The sequence below is a fragment of the Janthinobacterium sp. 344 genome, from assembly GCF_900112025.1.
Lineage (GTDB): Bacteria > Pseudomonadota > Gammaproteobacteria > Burkholderiales > Burkholderiaceae_D > Janthinobacterium.
Genome location: NZ_FOKL01000009.1, coordinates 135,446 through 153,319, shown reverse-complemented (window position 1 = coordinate 153,319; position 17,874 = coordinate 135,446). Strand labels below are relative to the sequence as shown.

Sequence of the window (17,874 nt, the reverse complement as noted above, 5' to 3'; positions counted from 1 at the left end):
CCATTCAGGAGCGATATGGACAAGTCTGCTTCGTCTCACCAGGGGCCGGGATTGATCGGCTCGGTTGCCGGCCTGGCCAAAAACGCCGTCGGACTGATGTTGTCGCGGCTGGAACTGGCCACCATCGAACTGTCGGAAGTGCGCAATCACATGTTGCAGCTGATTGTCATTTTCGCGCTGGCCACCGTGGCAGGCTTGTTTGCCATCGCTTACGGCAGCGTGCTGGTGGTTTTCCTGGCCTGGGATAGCCTGGGCTGGAAAATCCTGGCGATCATGACGGTCGTGTTCGTACTACTGGCCATCGGCCTGGTCCTGTACGCGCGCGCCATGCTGCGTCAAGGCAAGCTTTCCATGCCGGCCACCATGGCCGAGTTGAAAGCCGACCGCGACATGTTGATGTAGCCGGCTGGCGGGGATTCCCCGCCATGCCCGGACTGCCTTTCGAGGAGAATTCATGTCGGATAACGACAAACAGGCGGAGCAAGCGGCCCGCAAGCGCCTGCTCATTGCCCAGGGTGAAATGTACCGCGTGGGCATCGTGCATGCGCGCGCCAACGTGGGGTATGCCTTGCGTCCCGACTCGCTGCTGCAGGGCGTGGTGGAAACGGCGGTCGGCTTTGCCGGCCATCGCGTCGAATCCCTGCTGGCACCGGGGGGCATGCGCCTGCAAGGCGCCATGCCCTACGTGCTGACGGCGCTGTCCTTTATCGGACGCAAGAAGCTCGTCAAGCCGGCCCTGGTCCTCGTGGCCGTGGCCGCCGTTGCCGCCAGCTGGCTGCGACGCAAGCGCTAAGCCCGACACCCGCCGAAACGCCGTCATCGACGGCGTTTTTTTTGTCCGCACCCTACATCCGGCGCGCGCGGGCACAATCCCTTACAATGATCCGGACGGTGCATCCACGCACGGCAGACATTGGGGCTATCTTGGCGACGAATTCCACGACACCGATCAATCAATTGAATCCATCGCGCCTGCGCATCGTGCTGGTGCTGCAGGGCGGCGGCGCGCTGGGCGCCTACCAGGCCGGCGTCTACCATGCCTTGCACGAGCATGGCCTGGCGCCCGACTGGGTGGTGGGCACCTCGATTGGCGCCATCAATGCGGCCATCCTGGCCGGCAACAAGCACGAAGACCGGCTGGTGCGCCTGAAGCAGTTCTGGCAGCGCGTCGCGCACCGCGACAGCGTCGACATGACCATGATTTCCGATCAGCAGCGGCGCTCCAATATCTGGCTGGCCACGCTCGACACGGTGCTGCGCGGCGTGCCCGGCTTCTTCAAGCCCCGTTCCTTCAGCCTGTTCCCTGCCGGCATAGCCGTGAAGCCGGAAGAAGCCAGCTTCTACGATACGAGCGAACTGGCCAGCACGCTGGAAGAACTGGTCGATTTTGATTACCTGAACCAGCCCGGCGGCATGCGCCTGACGGTCAACGCGCTGCGCGTGAAATGCGGCAGCCTCACCAGTTTTGATAGCCAGGACCAGGCGCTCACCGCCGACCACATCCGCGCCAGCGGCGCCTTGCCGCCCGGCTTCGCAGGGGTGCGCGTCGATGGCGACTTGTATTGGGATGGCGGCCTGTATTCGAATACGCCGCTGGAGACCGTGCTCGACGACACGCCCCACGTCGATACCCTGGTCTTCATGGTGGACTTATGGAGCTCGGAAGGGCCGGAACCGACCACCCTGGATGAAGTGCAGACGCGGCAAAAGGATGTCACCTTCGCCTCGCGCTCGAAGCGGCATATCGAAGACTATGTCAACACGCATACCTTGCAGCACAAATTGCGCGAGCTGTACGCCAAGCTGCCCGACAGCGCGCACAACCGCCAGCAGACGGAAGAGCTGGTGGCGCTGGGCTGCGACAGCACCATGCACATCGTGCGCCTGCCGTATGCGGGGCGCGACTGGCACATGGCGGCCAAGGACATCAATTTCTCCAAGGGCTCCATCGAGTGGCGCTGGGAGCAGGGCTACCAGGACGCCTTGCGCGCCATCAAGGCCGCCGGCTGGCTGGCCTTCGTCACGGAAGACACGCCGCTGGTGGTGCACGAATTGCCGCCCTACGAACGCGACGCGGCGTAGCGACGCCGGTCACAACCGGCTGCGCGTCGGTACCGGCGGCCTGCGATGCTCACCTGCTCGGCGCCCCCGTACCAGAATACGGTTGCGCTTCCTGGCCACCTCTCCCTGCCGCTCGCGGCGGTGTTATCCGGCGTTGCCGGAAACGGCCTATCACTGCGGATGCGCCGCTTCGCGCAGTTTTTCCGCATTCGCCATGTCTTGCCGGTAGGTGTCCTGCGCGTCCTTCAGGCAGGTGGCGCGCGTGGCGGACGGTTCCAGGCGACACGCTTTTTTGGCCTCGGCCAGGGCGGCGGCGATTTCCTTGCGCAAGGTGCGCAGCTGGGCCTGCGCCGTAGTGTCTTCCTGGTACCAGCGTTGCGGGTCGCCCGGCTGCGGCGTGGCCGTCTGGGCCATGCTCGGCGGCGCCAGGTTGCAGGCGAGCAGGGCGGCGAATGCGATGTGGCGGATGGATGTCATGATATTTCCTCCTAGAAATGAAAAAGGCGCCGTAGCGCCTCTTTTTATAACCTGCCCGTCAGTAGCAGCAGAATCAGTATCACTACGACCAGGCCGGCGACCCCGCTGGGACCGTAGCCCCAGTTACGGCTGTGCGGCCAGGTGGGCAGGACGCCGACCAGGGCCAGGATCAAGATGATCAGAATGATGGTGCCCATGGTATCTCCTTGTTTTCGTGCAGCTGATGCAATGTGCCGGCAGCCTGCTGGGAGGCGCCGTGAATGGAATTAATAACGGTAGACGCGGCCGTCAACGACGCGCACGCGGTTGCCAGGGCGCAGGTCAACGGCGCTGTCCTGTACCACGGTGCGGTATTCGCCGTTGTCCAGGCGCACGCTAATCTGGTAGTTCTGCGCCTGCTGCCTGCGGCCTTCCACCTGGTTGCCGACCACGCCGCCAGCGACGGCGCCGGCCACGGTGGCTGCCGTGCGGCCGCCGCCCGAACCGATGGTGTTGCCCAGCAATGCACCGGCGATGCCGCCGACCACGGCGCCGGCGCCGCTGGTCTGGCCGCCGCCTTGCACCATCTGGATGGAATCGATGGTGCCGTACATGGCGGATTCAGGCTGGTTGGCCGGATAGTACTGTTGTGACTGGGATGGACCGGTGGCGCAACCGCTCAGAACGGCGGTGGCGGCGAGCATCAGTGCAGCCAAGGTGGCATTGGTTTTCATTTTATTCTCCTGACGAGGTGAGGGTGTGATTCCATCTTAGTCACGCCCATGGTCCCGGTCTGTACGCTGCCGCACGTACTTATTTTCTGCCGGACCGGTCACGGCAGTGCGGGATTTTCGCCAAAACGTTGTTATTTCTCCCGTTCTGTCTCCTGGATTCAAAAATAATGGCTTGTGTACGGCAGCGTACAGAAGGGGGCCGACTATCCACGTAAAACGGTAGTCATGCCAAGCAGACATGCTTGACACCACCAGGGAGCAGCAAATGAATAAGAATATCCAGAAGAACAAGTTGTACGCCGCCATCCTCGTCAGCCTGGCATGCGCCGCATGGGGCGGCTCAGCCTTTGCGGCCACGCCGGAAGCGAAAGCGGCCTACAAGGCAGCCAATGAACAAGCGGCACTGAATTACAAGCTGGCGCACGCCGAATGCGAAAAAATCACGGGCAACCCGAAGGATGTCTGCATCGCCGAAGCGAAGGCCGTGCGCACCTACGATGAAGCCGTGGCGCAAGCGCAGTACACGAATACCCTGCGGGCCTACACCAAGGCGCGCATCAAGATTGCCGATGCCAACTACGACGTCGACCTGGCGCGCTGCAATGCGCTGACGGGCAACGACAAGGATGTCTGCGTCAAGCTGGCCAAGTCCACCAAGGTGGCGGCCCTGGCCGACGCCAAGGCGGACAAGAAAGTCATCGAAGCGCGCAGCGATGCGCGTGAAGCAAAAAGAAAAGCCGAGTACAAGGTCGCAACAGAAAAATGCGATGCATTAGCCGGCGCAGCCAAGGATGACTGCATCAAGGCTGCAAAAACCCAGTTTGGCTACTGACCGCCTCGCGGCGCGCTGTAATCAAATTGGTATAAGAAGCTCATTGTGAGCACATTGATTGACCACTCCTAAGGAAAAAACCATGAAATTCACTAAATCGATCGCTACCGGCCTCTTCGTTGCTTCCCTGTTCGCTGTTGCAGGTTGCGCCTCCACCCCGACCAAGGAAGGCACGGGCGAATACATCGACGACGCGGCCATCACGACGAAAGTCAAAGCCAGCATCTTCAACGAGCCAACCCTGAAATCGACGGAAATCAACGTTGAAACCTTCAAGGGCGTGGTTCAGCTGAGCGGCTTCGTTGCCCAGCCAGCGGACGCAGCCAAAGCAGGCGAAATCGCCCGCGGCGTCAAGGGCGTGAAATCGGTGAAAAACGATATCCGCGTCAAGTAATGGCAAGGCCTGCCGCAGCGTCCGGCCTTCGGGCCGGCGCTGTGGCCCTTCATCGAGCGTAGCGGGAATCTCATGCATATCCAGCCTTCAGATGCCCCGCCCGATCCGGCTGTGGCTGTTCCTTTCGAGCCTGTCACCCCGCCTTCGGGTACGCCGGCGGAGCCGTTGGACCCCGCCTTGCGCCTGCCGCTGCATGTCAATGCACGTGGCCTGGCGCTCGGCATCATCGCCACTGTCAGTTTCATCTATGCCTTGCAGTGGGCGCAGAAATTCCTCATTCCCGTCATCTTTGGCATCTTCATTGCCTATACCCTCAATCCCGTCGTCGCCTGGCTGGAAAAGATCCGCGTGCCGCGCGCCATCGGCGCCACCGCCGTCACGGCACTGATACTGTTCGGTTCCATCGTCATGGTCGAGCGCGTGCAGGGCGAATTTGAATCCATCGTCGAAGAATTGCCGGCCGCCACGCATAAACTGTCGCGGCTGATCGCCGCCAACACGGGCGGCAAGAACAGCACCTTCCAGAAAATGCAGGCGGTGGCCAATGAAATCGAGCAGGTGGCCGCCGGCGCCGAAGCGCGCCGCAACAACCGCCGCGCCACCGCCTCCGACGCACCCAACTTCAAGATCATGGATTGGGTCTGGGCCGGTTCGCTGGGCCTGATGGGCTTCATCAGCCAGGCCACCATGGTCATCTTCCTGGTGTTTTTCCTGCTGCTCTCGGGCGACACCTTCAAGCGCAAGCTCGTCAAGCTGACGGGGCCGTCGCTGAGCCGCAAGAAGGTCACCGTGCATATCCTGGAAGACATCAATACCTCGATCCAGAACTATATGTTCATGCTGCTCGTCACGAATGGCTTGCTGGCGCTGCTGATGTGGATCGCTCTGCGCATCATTGGCCTGGAAAACGCGGGCGCCTGGGCCATCGTGGCCGGCTTGCTGCACATCATGCCGTACTTCGGTCCGCTATTGATCACCATCGCCACGGGGCTGGTGGCCTTCCTGCAGTTCGAATCGCTGGAAATGGTCTTGCTAGTGACGGGCACGTCGATGGCCATCGCCACGCTGGTGGGCACGTTCGTGACCACCTGGATGACGGGCCGCATCGCCCGCATGAATCCCACGGCTGTCTTCATCAGCCTGCTGTTCTGGGGCTGGCTGTGGGGCGTCTGGGGCTTGCTGCTGGGCGTGCCCATCATCGTCATCGTGAAAGTCGTCGCCGAAAGAGTGCAGGGCATGGAAGTGGTGGCCGAACTGCTGGGCGAATAATGGGCGTCGCGCAAAGAAAACGGCGCCCGCGGGCGCCGTTGTTGCGTGCGGAGAATGCTGTTACGACTGGTGGCGCTTGAGGATCTTGACCTGCACGTCGCCATCTTCCGTCTTCGGCATGTCCTTCATGCTGCCCAGCTGCAAGGCGAACTGGCGCGTGAATTCCGCGCCCAGGAAGAAGATCTGCGCCGAGTAATACACCCACAGCAGCAGTGCCACCAGCGAGCCGGCCGCGCCATAGCTGCTGGCCACGCCACTATTGCCGATATACACGCCAATCGCGTATTTACCCAGTGAAAACATGAACGCCGTGCCCAGGGCGCCGATCAGCACGTCGCGCCACGACAGGCGCACGCGCGGCAGCATTTTATAGATGACGGCGAACAGGCTGGCGATGACGGCAAAGCCGATCAGGTTCGACAGGATGGTAAACAGCACGGCCGTATCTTTCCACACCCCTTCCCAGAAGTTGGCAAGGATGGCCATGGCCGCGTTGACCACCAGCGACACCATCAGCAGGAACGCCAGCACCAGCACCAGCCCGAACGAGAGCAAGCGCGTGCGGACCATGTCCCAGGCGCCCGCTTCCTTCAGCGGTGGCACTTGCCAGATTTCATCGAGGCTGGCCTTGAGTTCGGCAAACACGCTGGTGGCGCCAAACAGCAGCAGGGCGCTGGCGATGAGCGTGGCGATACGGCCCTGTTCATGATTCTTGGCGCCGGCCAGCACCAGCTGGATGGCCTCGGCGCCCTGCGTGCCCAGCAGGCCTTGCAGTTGGCCCATCAGCTCGCCGCGCGCGGCGGCCGGGCCATAGAAAAAGCCGGCGATGGCGATCACCAGCACGAGGATGGGGGCGATGGAAAACAGCGTGTAGTAGGCGAGGGCCGCGCCCTTGCTCGAGGCCCGGTGTTCCAGCCACTCGGTGACGGAGCAGACGATGACGCTGCGCATCTGTTTGCTGAACGGGGCGAGGCCAGCCAGTTTGGGGTAGCGGGTAGAGAAATTCATGGTGGCTTTCAATGAAAAAAAGGGGCCGCAGCCCCTTTTTTAACGCGTATTACCTAGTGGCGTACCACTGGTGCAGCTTACTGTACGCGGCGTTCGATGGTGATTTGCTCGACTTCAACGCGACGGTTAGGTTCCAGGCACTTGATCAGGTCAGCACGTTTCTTGTTATCGCAAGTGACGACTGGATTGGTGGAGCCCTTGCCTTCGGCCGTCAGACGGTTCGCGGCCACGCCCTTGGATACCAGGTACTCCTTGACTGCATCAGCGCGCTGCTGCGACAGTTTCAGGTTGTACTTCGGCGAACCGATTCGGTCGGCATAACCACTGATGACGACGTTGTTGACGTCCGGCGCCGCATTCAGCACGCGGGCGATTTCGTCGAGCTTGGTCTGTGTCGGGCCCAGCTTGGCACTGTCGAACGCGAACAGTTCCGTCGCCGACATCGTCACTTTTTCAAAGCGTGGTGGCGGTGGTGGCGGTGGTGGTGGCGGCACGACCACGACGACTTCTTCACGCACTGGCGGCGGTGGCGGCGGTGGAGCTGCCGGTGTTGGCGGTTTGTCGAAGGCGTAGTTCAGGCCCACGTTGACATACCAGTTGCTGGACTTGCTTTGGTCAAACGTGTTGCCACGCAGGAAACCGTGCACGTTGCGCACATCGACCTGGGTCGACCATTGATCGCTGAGCTTGCTCTGGAAGCCCAGGCCCAGGTTCACGTACGGCGAGCTCTTGCTGCGTTCGCCCAGGGGGCCGGTGTCCTTGTCGCGCTGCATGCCCGCGCCAACCACCACGAAGGGGCTGAACGAAGGATCGCGGTTGAACATGTACAAGCCATCGATGCCCAGCGTATTTTGCTGGTAGCGGCGACCGCCATCTTTGGAACGGGCATACGTGGTACCCAGTTGTACGTCCCAGTCTTGCGAAACTGGCTTACCAAAACGCAAGCCAGCGCCATAGCCCGTTTTATCGGTGGAGAAATCCGAATCCGGTTTCATAGCATTGATGCTAGGTTGAATATACCAGGATGGGTTGATTTCCTGGGCCTGTGCGCCGAGGGCGGAGCACAGGACTGCGGCGGCAACGGCGATTTTTTTTAGATTATTCACAAGTAACTCCCAACGTTGATAAGAGATTTTCTCTACTGCATCAATGCCACATCTTGCTGCGCGTGCTATTGCTAAGAAGATGGACAACAATTCCAGGTGCGTTCTTTTGTCATAAATGCACTGCTGTTGGACTAGAGAATACGGTTCCAGGTTCCAGTGGTCGGTGCGCTGGCGCACAAAGCATTGTTGTATATCAATAGTGTTGCAGATTCACGACAAATACTGCGATGTTGAAAAAAACTAATTGGCCCGAAGCTCATTTTTTGCCATCCCTTCCCGATTTCATGGAGTGGCGGCACGGGCAATCGTACGACTTGTTACCAGCTTGCCACTGTATATTAGCAACAATGATGAGCTTGATAACTAATATTACATTGATGTTGTAATCCTGCCGCGTTCTGTTGAATTGCCGGGCTTCTCCTGGGCAACTTTTACACGCCGCAGCCAGCTCCGCCACTTTTCATCAAGGAGTCACTTCGTGCCCACGACTTTCCGCCTGTTCCCTTTCACGTTCCCAACGCTGGCACTGTCGGGCGCCTGTGCGCTGCTGCTGTCGCTGGCGACGGCATTGCCCGCTTCGGCCGACAGCGGCGTCGCCCTGTTTTCGCCCAGCGGCACGGTCAAGGCCGTGCGCCAGGTGCGCGCCCAGTTCGCCACGCCGATGGTGCCCTTCGGCGACATGGCGCTGGCCGCGCCGTTCGCCATCGATTGCGGCAAGGCCGAGCCGGCCGTGGTGGCGGGCGCGGGGCGCTGGGCCGACGAGCGCAACTGGAACTACGATTTCGAGCGCGACTTGCCGGCCGGCGTGGCCTGCAGCTTCAGCTTGAAACCAGGCCTGAAGGACCTGGCGGGCCAGCCGCTGCAGGGCACGGCGGCCTACCGCTTTTCCACGGGCGGACCGGCCATCGTCGAGTCCATGCCGTATGACGGCCAGCCGTATATCGATGAGAACCAGATCTTCGTGCTGGGCCTCGATGCCGCGCCGAACGAGGCCAGCGTGGCCGCGCATGCCTATTGCCGCGCCGATGGCATCAATGAAAAAATTCCCGTGCGGCAGCTTGTGGGCAAGGAGCTGGAACAAGTCCTGGCTCTGCGCAAGAATTTTGTCGACCGCTACCTGACCGTGTATTTCAAGAAGCGTGGCGTGGTGTGGAAAGTGGGCATGCCCGTGGCCAGCAAGGGCGCGCCGCCGCTGCCTGTGACCGTGCTGCAATGCAAGCGCAGCTTTCCCGCCAACGCCAAGGTGTCGCTCGTGTGGGGCGAGGGCATCGCCAGCGCCAGCGGCATCGCCACGGACAAGGCGCAGAGCCTGCATTTCAAGACGCGGCCCGATTTCACGGCCAGGTTCAGCTGCGAGCGCAGCAATCCGAAGGAGCAGTGCATCCCGTTCCTGCCCATGCGCGTGCAGTTTTCCGCGCCCGTGAAAGCATCGCTGGTGCGCGCCATGACCCTGACGGGGGGCGGCAAGACATATGCGCCGACGATTGCGAAGGAGGAGGAAAAGGCCGAATTTTTGAACGATGCCACCTTCCATGGCCCCTTCCCCGTGCAAGCCAGTTTCGTGCTGGCGCTGCCGCCGAAGCTGACCGATGATGCGGGCCGCATCCTGCTCAACCGCGCCCGCTTTCCCATGACGGTGCGCACGGGCGAACAGCCGCCGCTGCTGAAGTTTCCGGCCCCGTTCGGCATCATCGAAGCCAAGGGCGACGGCTTGCTGCCCGTTACCGTGCGCAATATCGAGCCTGTGCTGTCGGGCAAGGAAGTGTCCCGGCCATCCGCCGCCGCCACGGGCGCCACCTTGCGCGTAGCCGACAATGACGACAAGTTCGTCATCGAGTGGATGCAGCGCCTGGCCGGCCATGGCGACGGAGGAGAGTATTGGCAGCCGTATGCCCAGTATGCGGGCAACATGAGCAAATCCGTGCTGGCCGACGCCGCCGGCACCCGCCCGATCAGCCTGCCGCGTCCCGAGGGCAGCAAGACCTTTGAAGTGATCGGCATTCCGCTGCAAAAGCCGGGCTTTTATGTGGTCGAGCTGGCCAGCCCCATCCTCGGCAAGGTGCTGCTGGGCAAGCCGACCACCGCGTATATCCGCACGGCCGCGCTGGTGACGAACCTGGCGGCCCACTTCAAGCACGGCGCGCAATCGTCGCTCGTGTGGGTGACGACGCTGGACAAGGGCGCGCCTGTCGCCAAGGCGCAGGTGGCCGTGCGCGACTGCGCCGGCAAGCTGCTGTGGCAAGGCGCCACGGGCGGCGACGGCGTGGCGCGCATTCCCGGCGAGCTGGCCGCTTCCAGCTGCAAGAACAACAACCGCTACTTCATCAGTGCGCGCAGCGGCGGCGACATGACGTTTACCCTGTCGGACTGGGTGGGCGGCATCGAAGCGTGGCGCTTCAACTTGCCCACGGACGACACGCGGGCCGACAACACCTTGCTGGCCACCGTATTCGACCGCACCTTGCTGCGCGCCGGCGAAACCGTGCACATGAAGCACTTTATTCGCAAGCACACGGCCGAAGGCTTGAGCCTGGTCGACAAGAATAACGGCCCCGGCAGCGCCACCTCCGTCGTCATCACGCACCAGGGCAGCGACCAGAATTACCAGTTGCCGCTGCGCTGGTCGGCCGGCGGCACGGCGGAAAGCGACTGGCTCATTCCCGCCGACGCCAAGCAGGGCGAATACAGCGTGACGATGGCGGGCCGGCCGTCCGGCAGTTTCCGTGTCGAAGCGTTCCGCGTGCCGACCATGAAAGCCGTGCTGCAGGGACCGAAAGCGCCCGCCGTGCAGGCGAAACAGCTGGCCCTCGACGCGCAGATCACCTACCTGGCCGGCGGCGCGGCCACGAATGCGCCTGTCAAGCTGCGCACCGTGCTGCAAGACAAGAGCGTGACGTTTGCCGATTATCCCGACTATAGCTTCAGCAATGGCGACGTGAAGGAAGGACTCGTCAAACAGGGCACGGGCTACGACGACGAGGAGGGCGAGTGGCAGGATGAAGGCAGTGGCGGTGCCGGCGCCACGGCGGCGCGCACGCAGAACCTGAATCTGGACAAGGCAGGCGGCGCGCGCATCGTCATCGACCAGTTGCCGCAGCTGTCCACGCCGCGCGACCTGGTGGCGGAAATGGCTTTCCAGGATGCAAATGGCGAGACGGCCTCGGTCGCCACGCGCGTGCCGCTGTGGCCATCGAATGTTGTGATCGGCATCAAGCCCGACGCCTGGGCCTTGAGCAAGGACGCCTTCAAGTTCACGGTGGTCGTGCTGGGCACGGATGGCAAGCCGGTGGCGAATGCGCCGGTGGCCGTGGATTTCTTCCAGCGCAACAGCTACTCGCACCGCCGGCGCCTGATCGGCGGCTTTTATGCGTATGAAAACAGCAGCGAAGTCGTCAAGCTGGGGCCGGCCTGCAATGGCAAGACGGACAACAAGGGCCTCCTGATCTGCGATGTGAAGGCGCCCGCCAGCGGCAATTTGATTTTGCGCGCGCGCACGCAGGACGGGGCCGGCAATGCGGCCGTCGCCAACCGCGAAACCTGGGTGGCCGGCAGCGGTGACTGGTGGTTCAACGTCAGCGACAACGACCGCATCGACGTGCTGCCGGAAAAGAAACGCTATGAACCGGGCCAGGAAGCGAGCTTGCAAGTGCGCATGCCGTTCCGTTCGGGCACGGCGCTGATCACGGTCGAGCGCGAAGGCATCCTTGATACCTATGTGCGCCAGCTCGATGGCCGGGAACCCGTGGTGAAAATCCCTGTCAAACCGAATTACGCGCCCAACGTGTATGTCTCCGTGTTTGTCGTGCGGGGCCGGGTGGACGGCGTGCAGCCCACGGCCCTGGTGGACCTGGGCAAGCCGGCCTACAAGATGGGCATCGCCCCGCTGAACGTGGGGTGGCAGGCGCATGAACTGAACGTGCTGGTCGTGTCCGACAAGGAAGTATATAAAACGCGTGACAGGGCGGAGGTGTCCGTGCGCGTGCGCCGCGCCGATGGCAAACCGTTGCCGGCCGGCGCCGAGGTGGCGCTGGCGGCCGTCGATACGGGGCTGCTGGAACTGATGCCCAACGAGAGCTGGAAATTGCTCGATACCATGATGGCGCAGCGCAGCCTGCAGGTGGAAACGGCGACGGCGCAAATGCAGGTGATCGGCAAGCGCCACTTCGGCCGCAAGGCCTTCCCGGCCGGCGGTGGCGGCGGCAAGGGGGCCAGCCGCGAACTGTTCGATACCTTGCTGTTCTGGAAGGCCACCGTCAAGCTCGACGCCAAGGGTGAAGCGAGCGTGCAAGTGCCGCTGAACGATTCCTTGACCGGGTTCCGCATCGTCGCCATCGCCAGCGCGGGCAAGGAATTGTTCGGCACGGGCAGCACGGATATCCGCAGCTCGCAAGACCTGATCCTGATGTCGGGCTTGCCGACTCTCGTGCGCGAAGGCGACCAGTTGCGCGCAGGATTTACTGTGCGCAACACTTCGGCGGCGGCGCTGAACGTGGAACTCAATGCCACGGCGGCGGGCAAGGCGCTGCCGCGCCAGAGCCTGACCCTGGCGGCCGGCGAAGCGCGCGAAACGGGCTGGGATTACCAGGTGCCGCTCGGCGCGGCAAGTCTTGTGTGGGAGATCGGCGCGAAGGCGGGCAGCCATACGGACAAACTGAAAATCACGCAAAAGGTGGGCCAGGCCACGCCCGTGCGCACCTATCAAGCCACCTTGCTGCAGATCGAGAAGCCGACGAACATGTCCGTGCAGATGCCGGCCGGCGCCTTGCCGGGCCGCGGCGGCATCCAGACCAGCTTTGTCGCCAAGCTGGGCGGCGAGCTGCCCGGCGTGCGTGAGTACATGGCCGCCTACCCCTACACCTGCTTCGAGCAAAACACGTCGAAAGCCATCGCCCTGCAAGACCAGGAGGCGTGGAACAAGCTGGCCGCCAGCCTGCCCGCCTACCTCGATGGCGATGGCATGCTGAAATATTTCCCCATCATGGAGCAGGGCAGCGACAGCCTGACGGCGTACGTGCTGTCGGCTACGAAGGAAGCGGGCTATGCGATTCCCGAACAGACGAAGAACCGCATGGAAGAAGCCTTGACGGCCTTCGTGCAGGGCCGCATCGTGCGCCATTCGGCCTTGCCCACGACCGACCTGGCCGTGCGCAAGCTGGCGGCGCTGGAAGCGCTGTCGCGCTCGAACAAGGTCCCGCCCGATGCGCTGGAAAGCATCAGCATCAACCCGAACCTGTGGCCCACGTCCGCCGTCATCGACTGGAGCCTGCTGCTGCAGCGCACGCCAAGCCTGGCGCGCCGCGATGCGCTGCTGGCCGAGGCGCAGCAGATCCTGCGTTCGCGCCTGAACTTCCAGGGCACGACCATGGGCTTTTCCACCGAGCGCAAGGATAACTGGTGGTGGCTGATGGTCTCGGGCGACGTCAACGCCAACCGTTTATTACTGGCCGTGATGGACGATCCGGCGTGGAAGGACGACATCGGCCGCCTGGTGCGCGGCAGCATGGGCCGGCAGAAAAAGGGCCGCTGGGATACCACGGTGGCCAACGCCTGGGGCACGCTGGCCATCGCCAAATTCTCGGCCAAATTCGAGTCGACACCCGTGACGGGCGCCAGCGCCGTCAAGCTGGGCGGCGATACGCAAGCGCTCGTGTGGAATGGCGCGGCGAAGGTGGGCCCCGTGCTGCAGGCGTGGCCGAAAGGGATCGATACCCTGGGCCTGGCGCACAGCGGCACGGGCAAGCCGTGGGCCACCGTGCAAAGCCTGGCGGCCATCCCGCTCAAAGCGCCCGTCTCCAGCGGCTACACGATCAGGAAAACCATCACGCCCGTGGAACAGAAGACGGCGGGCGCGTGGTCGCGCGGCGATGTCTATCGCGTGCGCCTGGACTTGTCGGCGCAGGCGGATATGAGCTGGGTGGTGGTCGACGACCCGATCCCCGCCAGCGCCACGGTGCTGGGCAATGGCCTGGGGCGCGATTCGCAGCTGCTGACGGCCGGCGAGAAATCCACGGGCTGGGTCTGGCCCACGTTCGAGGAGCGCGCGTTTGACGCCTTCCGCGCCTACTACGCCTTCGTGCCGAAAGGTAACTGGAGCGTGGAATACACGGTACGGCTGAACAATGCTGGGGAGTTCAGCCTGCCGGCCACGCGCATCGAGGCCATGTATTCGCCGGAAATGTTTGGCGAGTCGCCGAATGCGACTGTGAAGGTGGGGCGGTGAAGCGTGTCATCTTTGCCATGGGCTGCCTGCTGGCTGGCCACGTCCTCGCCGAGGCCGTGCTGACGCCGGCCCAGGTGCAGGCCGCCTACCGCAGTTCGGAAGCGCAATTGCTGGACCGCGGCGGCGCGCCCCTGCAATCGTTACGCGTGGACATGAAGGTGCGGCGGCTGCCGTGGGTGCCGCTGGCCGACATCTCTCCCGCCGTGCAGCAGGCCGTGCTACTGGCGGAAGACCAGCGTTTCATGCGGCACGGCGGCGTGGATGTGTCCGCGCTGGCCACGGCCGCCTGGGACAATCTGTTTGCCAAGAAACCGCGCGGCGCCTCCACCATCACCATGCAGCTGGCGGGCCAGCTGGACGCGGACTTGCAGGCGCAAGCGGGCGGGCGCAGCCTGCGCCAGAAATGGGACCAGATGCGCGCCGCGCAAGCCATCGAGGACAGCTGGAGCAAGGCGCAGATTTTCGAGGCCTATCTGAACCTGGTGTCATTCCGGGGAGAACTGCAGGGCATCGCCTCCGCCTCCTACAGCCTGTTCGGCAAGGCGCCGTCCGGCCTGAACCAGACGGACGCCATCATCCTGGCCAGCCTGGTGCGCGCGCCGAATGCACCACCGGCCGCCGTGACGCGGCGCGCCTGCGCGCTGGCCAAGGAGTGGCGCATGGACAGCAGCTGCCAGCTGATCGGCCAGCGCGTGCAGACAGCCCTGCAGAAGACCGGTGTGTATCCGGAGCTGGCGCCCGCGCCGCAGGTGGCGCAGCAACTGCTCAAGCAGCCCGGGCTGTCCGTGCGCAGCACCCTGGACGGCCCCTTGCAGCGTTTCGCGCAGGACAACCTGCGCCAGCAGCTGGCGTCCTTGCGCGAGCGCAATGTCAACGACGGCGCCATCGTCGTCTTGGATAACCGCAGCGGCGAGATCCTCGCCTATGTGGGCAATGCGGGCGGCAGCCACGTCGATGGCGTGACGGCCTTGCGCCAGGCCGGTTCCACCTTGAAACCGTTCCTGTATGAACTGGCCATCGAGCGGCGCCTGATGACGGCCGCCTCCGTCATGGACGACTCGCCGCTGGACATCGCCACGGCGTCCGGCATGTATGCGCCGCAAAACTACGACCGCAACTTCAAGGGCCATGTCAGCGCCCGCACCAGCCTGGCCAGTTCCCTCAACATTCCCGCCGTGCGCACGGTGCTGCTGACGGGGCAGGACGGTTTTTACAATCGCCTCAAGGACGTCGGCCTGTCGAGCCTGACGGAGCCGGCCGAATACTATGGCCCCTCGCTGGCCTTGGGCTCGTCGGAAGTAACCCTGCTGGAACTGGCCAACGCCTACCGCGCGCTGGCCAATGGCGGGCTGTACAGCACGGCCAGCCTGCAGCCGGGCCAGGCGGGCAAGGACAGGCGCAAGGTCATGGAGCCGGGCGCCGCCTTCATCGTCAGCGATATCCTGGCCGACCGCGCCGCGCGCAGCATGACCTTTGGCTTGCGCAACGAACTGGGGACGAATTTCTGGAGCGCCGTCAAGACGGGCACGAGCAAGGACATGCGCGACAACTGGTGCATGGGCTACTCGGAACGCTACACGGTGGGCGTGTGGGTGGGCAATTTCGATGGCAAGCCCATGTGGGACGTGTCGGGCGTGACGGGCGCCGCGCCCGTGTGGCGCGACGTCATGGATTACCTGCACAAGAACGTGCCCAGCCATGCGCCGAAGGCGCCGCCCGGCGTGCTGCAGCAGATGGTGGCGTACCAGCCTGCGCTGGAAGCGCCGCGCCGCGAATGGTTTATCGTTGGCACGGAAAGCGCCGTCATCGCCGTGGTGGGCGACACGGTACGGCCACCGGCCATCGTCTACCCGGCCGAAGACAGCATCCTCGCCATCGACCCCGACATTCCGCCCGCCTTGCAGCGCGTGTTCTTCCAGGCGCAAGGCAGCCGTGATTTGCGCTGGGTGCTCGACGGCAAGGATCTGGGCGGCGCAGCGGAGAGTATCAGCTGGCGCCCCGTGCCGGGCAAGCACGCGCTGGCCCTCGTCGATGACGCCGGAAAAACGGTGGCGCGGGTGGGGTTCCAGGTGCGGGGGAATGCCTTGGCGCAGCTGGCCGCACAGGGAAAATAATCAGTTCGATGGGTAATTTGCCGGGTCGATGGCCGGCGTGACGTAGTGCCGCAAGACGTCGCCGCCATGCGGATGTCTTTGCGTGCGGCGTTTTTCCTCGGACGGCGGGCTGACCAGCACGATGCTCGCCTCGTCAGGGTTGCGCCAATTCACCACGGCGCTGATCCCGCCATCGCGGTAGCTGCCCATCACGCCGATGGCCATCTGCACGAACAGGGTGGCCGCGCCCGTGTTGCCCAAGCGCCGGTCCGTATCGATCCACTGCGCCGTGTTGCCGCTGTCGAGCTCCGTGCCGCCATCCTCCGCATGCTTGAGCAAGGTCTTGTGCAGCGCCACCAGTTGCGCCTGGCTGCCGCCTGTGGCCGCGACCAGGCGTGCCGGCGCGGCGGGCCGTTCGGCCTCCGGCAGGCTGAGCAAGGCTTGCCGCCATCCCGTTTGCAAGGCGCGTTCGCGCTGGTCGCGCCGCGTAAGCGGCTTGCCTTGCTCATCCGTCATCTTGACGTAAGTGGGCCGGTGGATGAAGCCGAAGGTCGGCAGGCGGTCCAGCTGGGCCAGCTGTTCCTTGTTGAACGGCAGGGGAAACCATGGCGTGGGTTGCCAGTCTTTCGGCGGGTGATAGGTCTTGTGCTGGAGCCTGTCGAGCATGCTGAACGTGCCCGTGCCACGGATATCGGCGCGCCGGGCGAATTGCGCGGCGACGGGCAGCCATTCGGCGATGGTGGGCTGGCGCCGGGTGATGGCTGTGGGATCAGTTTCCAGGCGTGCCTGCGGCACTGTACCCATCAAATCATAGTAGGCCAGATACAAGCGCCGCGCCACGCCGTAGGTATTCAAATCATCGACGCTGTCCTCGGGCGGCGCATCGTCGTACGCAAACTTCCGTACGGCATCGATGCGCTCGCGCCGGGCCAGCACGAACAGGGCGGAGGCGTCGGGCATTTCGGGGATGTAGCGGCCGTCTCTTGTGAGCGGTGGCGAGTTGTCCGGGCTGTACAGGTCGCGCGTGGGCATGCTGTCTTCGGAATTGAGCACGATGTACGGTACGTCAGGGTTGGCGTCAAAAAAGGCGAACACATCTTCCAGGATGCGGTCCGGATGTTCACTGAGGCGGCGCGGACCACTGGCGAACAGATGCCAGTGCAGGCCGGATGACGCGGCGCCACCGGCCAGGCCTATGGCTGGCGAGTCGGGGCTGTCCAGCATGTGCGAATTAAAGATCGGCGGTTCGGCATTGAACACGGGGACGCCAAAATACATGGGAATGTCCCTTGCCCCATTTTCCAGCGTGTCGCCGCCGCGGCCGCCTGCTATCCCAGCTCTCTGCATGGCATCCCAGGTATATTTTTCCTTGTCCTGTTCACGGATGCTGGCATAGGCATTACCCTGTTGCAACGCTTCCCACAGTTTGCCCTGCCGGTATTTGTCCAGGGTGACGCCCAAACCGATCACTTCCAGCACATATTCACGCTTGTCCTGCTCGGTGGGCGCCGCCTGCTGTACTTGCGGCGTTGCGACGGCCACAGGCCTGGACGAATGCAGCCAGCGAGAACCGAACAATGTGGCAGCTACAATGGGTGGGATCAGCAATAGCCATTGCAGGTGGCGCCATATTTTGCTGCTCATCGTGGACTCCAGTAAATAAGAAGGACTGATTAATACAGACCCAAGCAATAACAGAGT

General features: G+C 63.3%; 14 protein-coding genes. 8 read left to right on the top strand and 6 right to left on the bottom strand.

Translation table 11 applies throughout. The features are described 5' to 3' along the window. Positions 1 to 15 precede the first annotated feature (15 nt). The 3 genes from BM193_RS22375 (at position 16) to BM193_RS22365 (ending at position 2,082) form a co-directional block, all read left to right on the top strand. A complete protein-coding gene (locus tag BM193_RS22375; protein ID WP_092800799.1) occupies positions 16 to 402 on the top strand; it encodes a phage holin family protein in 387 nt (128 codons plus the stop codon). Between the two features lie 52 nt (positions 403 to 454). After that, positions 455 to 793, top strand: a complete 339-nt coding sequence (locus BM193_RS22370) for a hypothetical protein (RefSeq protein WP_092800811.1) — start codon at positions 455 to 457, stop codon at positions 791 to 793. A 131-nt stretch (positions 794 to 924) separates the two neighbouring features. Further along, positions 925 to 2,082: a patatin-like phospholipase family protein gene (locus BM193_RS22365; RefSeq protein WP_254786373.1), complete on the top strand. Its 1,158-nt coding sequence runs from the start codon at positions 925 to 927 to the stop codon at positions 2,080 to 2,082. Between the two features lie 150 nt (positions 2,083 to 2,232). Here BM193_RS22365 and BM193_RS22360 read toward each other — a convergent pair whose 3' ends face one another. From BM193_RS22360 to BM193_RS22350, 3 genes are all read right to left on the bottom strand, one after another. Continuing rightward, the gene (locus BM193_RS22360) at positions 2,233 to 2,538 is read right to left on the bottom strand and encodes a hypothetical protein (protein ID WP_092800817.1); all 306 of its coding nucleotides are present in this window, start codon (positions 2,536 to 2,538) and stop codon (positions 2,233 to 2,235) included. A 44-nt stretch (positions 2,539 to 2,582) separates the two neighbouring features. Then, positions 2,583 to 2,735 carry a DUF3309 family protein gene (locus BM193_RS22355; RefSeq protein ID WP_092800820.1) on the bottom strand — a complete coding sequence of 51 codons (153 nt, stop codon included), beginning with the start codon at positions 2,733 to 2,735 and terminating at the stop codon, positions 2,583 to 2,585. A 69-nt stretch (positions 2,736 to 2,804) separates the two neighbouring features. Then, positions 2,805 to 3,251 carry an outer membrane lipoprotein gene (locus BM193_RS22350; protein WP_092800823.1) on the bottom strand — a complete coding sequence of 149 codons (447 nt, stop codon included), beginning with the start codon at positions 3,249 to 3,251 and terminating at the stop codon, positions 2,805 to 2,807. A 265-nt stretch (positions 3,252 to 3,516) separates the two neighbouring features. On the opposite strand from BM193_RS22350, the gene BM193_RS22345 reads away from it, so the two are divergent. The 3 genes from BM193_RS22345 to BM193_RS22335 all read left to right on the top strand — a co-directional run bounded on the left by BM193_RS22345 (position 3,517) and on the right by BM193_RS22335 (position 5,746). After that, positions 3,517 to 4,083, top strand: a complete 567-nt coding sequence (locus BM193_RS22345; RefSeq protein ID WP_254786372.1) for a hypothetical protein — start codon at positions 3,517 to 3,519, stop codon at positions 4,081 to 4,083. Positions 4,084 to 4,165: 82 nt separating this feature from the next. Continuing rightward, entirely contained in the window at positions 4,166 to 4,477 is a 312-nt protein-coding gene (locus BM193_RS22340) for a BON domain-containing protein (protein ID WP_092800826.1), read from the top strand. 177 nt (positions 4,478 to 4,654) lie between these two features. Beyond that, positions 4,655 to 5,746 (top strand): AI-2E family transporter, encoded by a 1,092-nt coding sequence (locus BM193_RS22335; protein WP_092801170.1) that lies wholly within the window; start codon positions 4,655 to 4,657, stop codon positions 5,744 to 5,746. Between the two features lie 60 nt (positions 5,747 to 5,806). Here the strand turns inward: BM193_RS22335 and BM193_RS22330 are convergent, their stop codons facing one another. Next, on the bottom strand, positions 5,807 to 6,754 hold the full coding sequence (locus tag BM193_RS22330) for a YihY/virulence factor BrkB family protein (RefSeq protein WP_092800829.1): 948 nt from the start codon (positions 6,752 to 6,754) through the stop codon (positions 5,807 to 5,809). Positions 6,755 to 6,831: 77 nt separating this feature from the next. Further along, positions 6,832 to 7,860 (bottom strand): OmpA family protein, encoded by a 1,029-nt coding sequence (locus BM193_RS22325; RefSeq protein ID WP_092800832.1) that lies wholly within the window; start codon positions 7,858 to 7,860, stop codon positions 6,832 to 6,834. Between the two features lie 478 nt (positions 7,861 to 8,338). Here BM193_RS22325 and BM193_RS22320 point away from each other — a divergent pair, with 478 nt between their 5' ends. Both BM193_RS22320 and pbpC read left to right on the top strand, forming a co-directional pair. Further along, positions 8,339 to 14,080: an alpha-2-macroglobulin family protein gene (locus BM193_RS22320; RefSeq protein WP_254786371.1), complete on the top strand. Its 5,742-nt coding sequence runs from the start codon at positions 8,339 to 8,341 to the stop codon at positions 14,078 to 14,080. Positions 14,081 to 14,097: 17 nt separating this feature from the next. Continuing rightward, positions 14,098 to 16,194, top strand: a complete 2,097-nt coding sequence (gene pbpC, locus BM193_RS22315) for a penicillin-binding protein 1C (RefSeq protein ID WP_092801176.1) — start codon at positions 14,098 to 14,100, stop codon at positions 16,192 to 16,194. Here the strand turns inward: pbpC and BM193_RS22310 are convergent, their stop codons facing one another. Next, the gene (locus tag BM193_RS22310; RefSeq protein WP_175533389.1) at positions 16,195 to 17,817 is read right to left on the bottom strand and encodes a type VI lipase adapter Tla3 domain-containing protein; all 1,623 of its coding nucleotides are present in this window, start codon (positions 17,815 to 17,817) and stop codon (positions 16,195 to 16,197) included. It lies immediately after the preceding gene. Between the last annotated feature and the right edge of the window lie 57 nt (positions 17,818 to 17,874).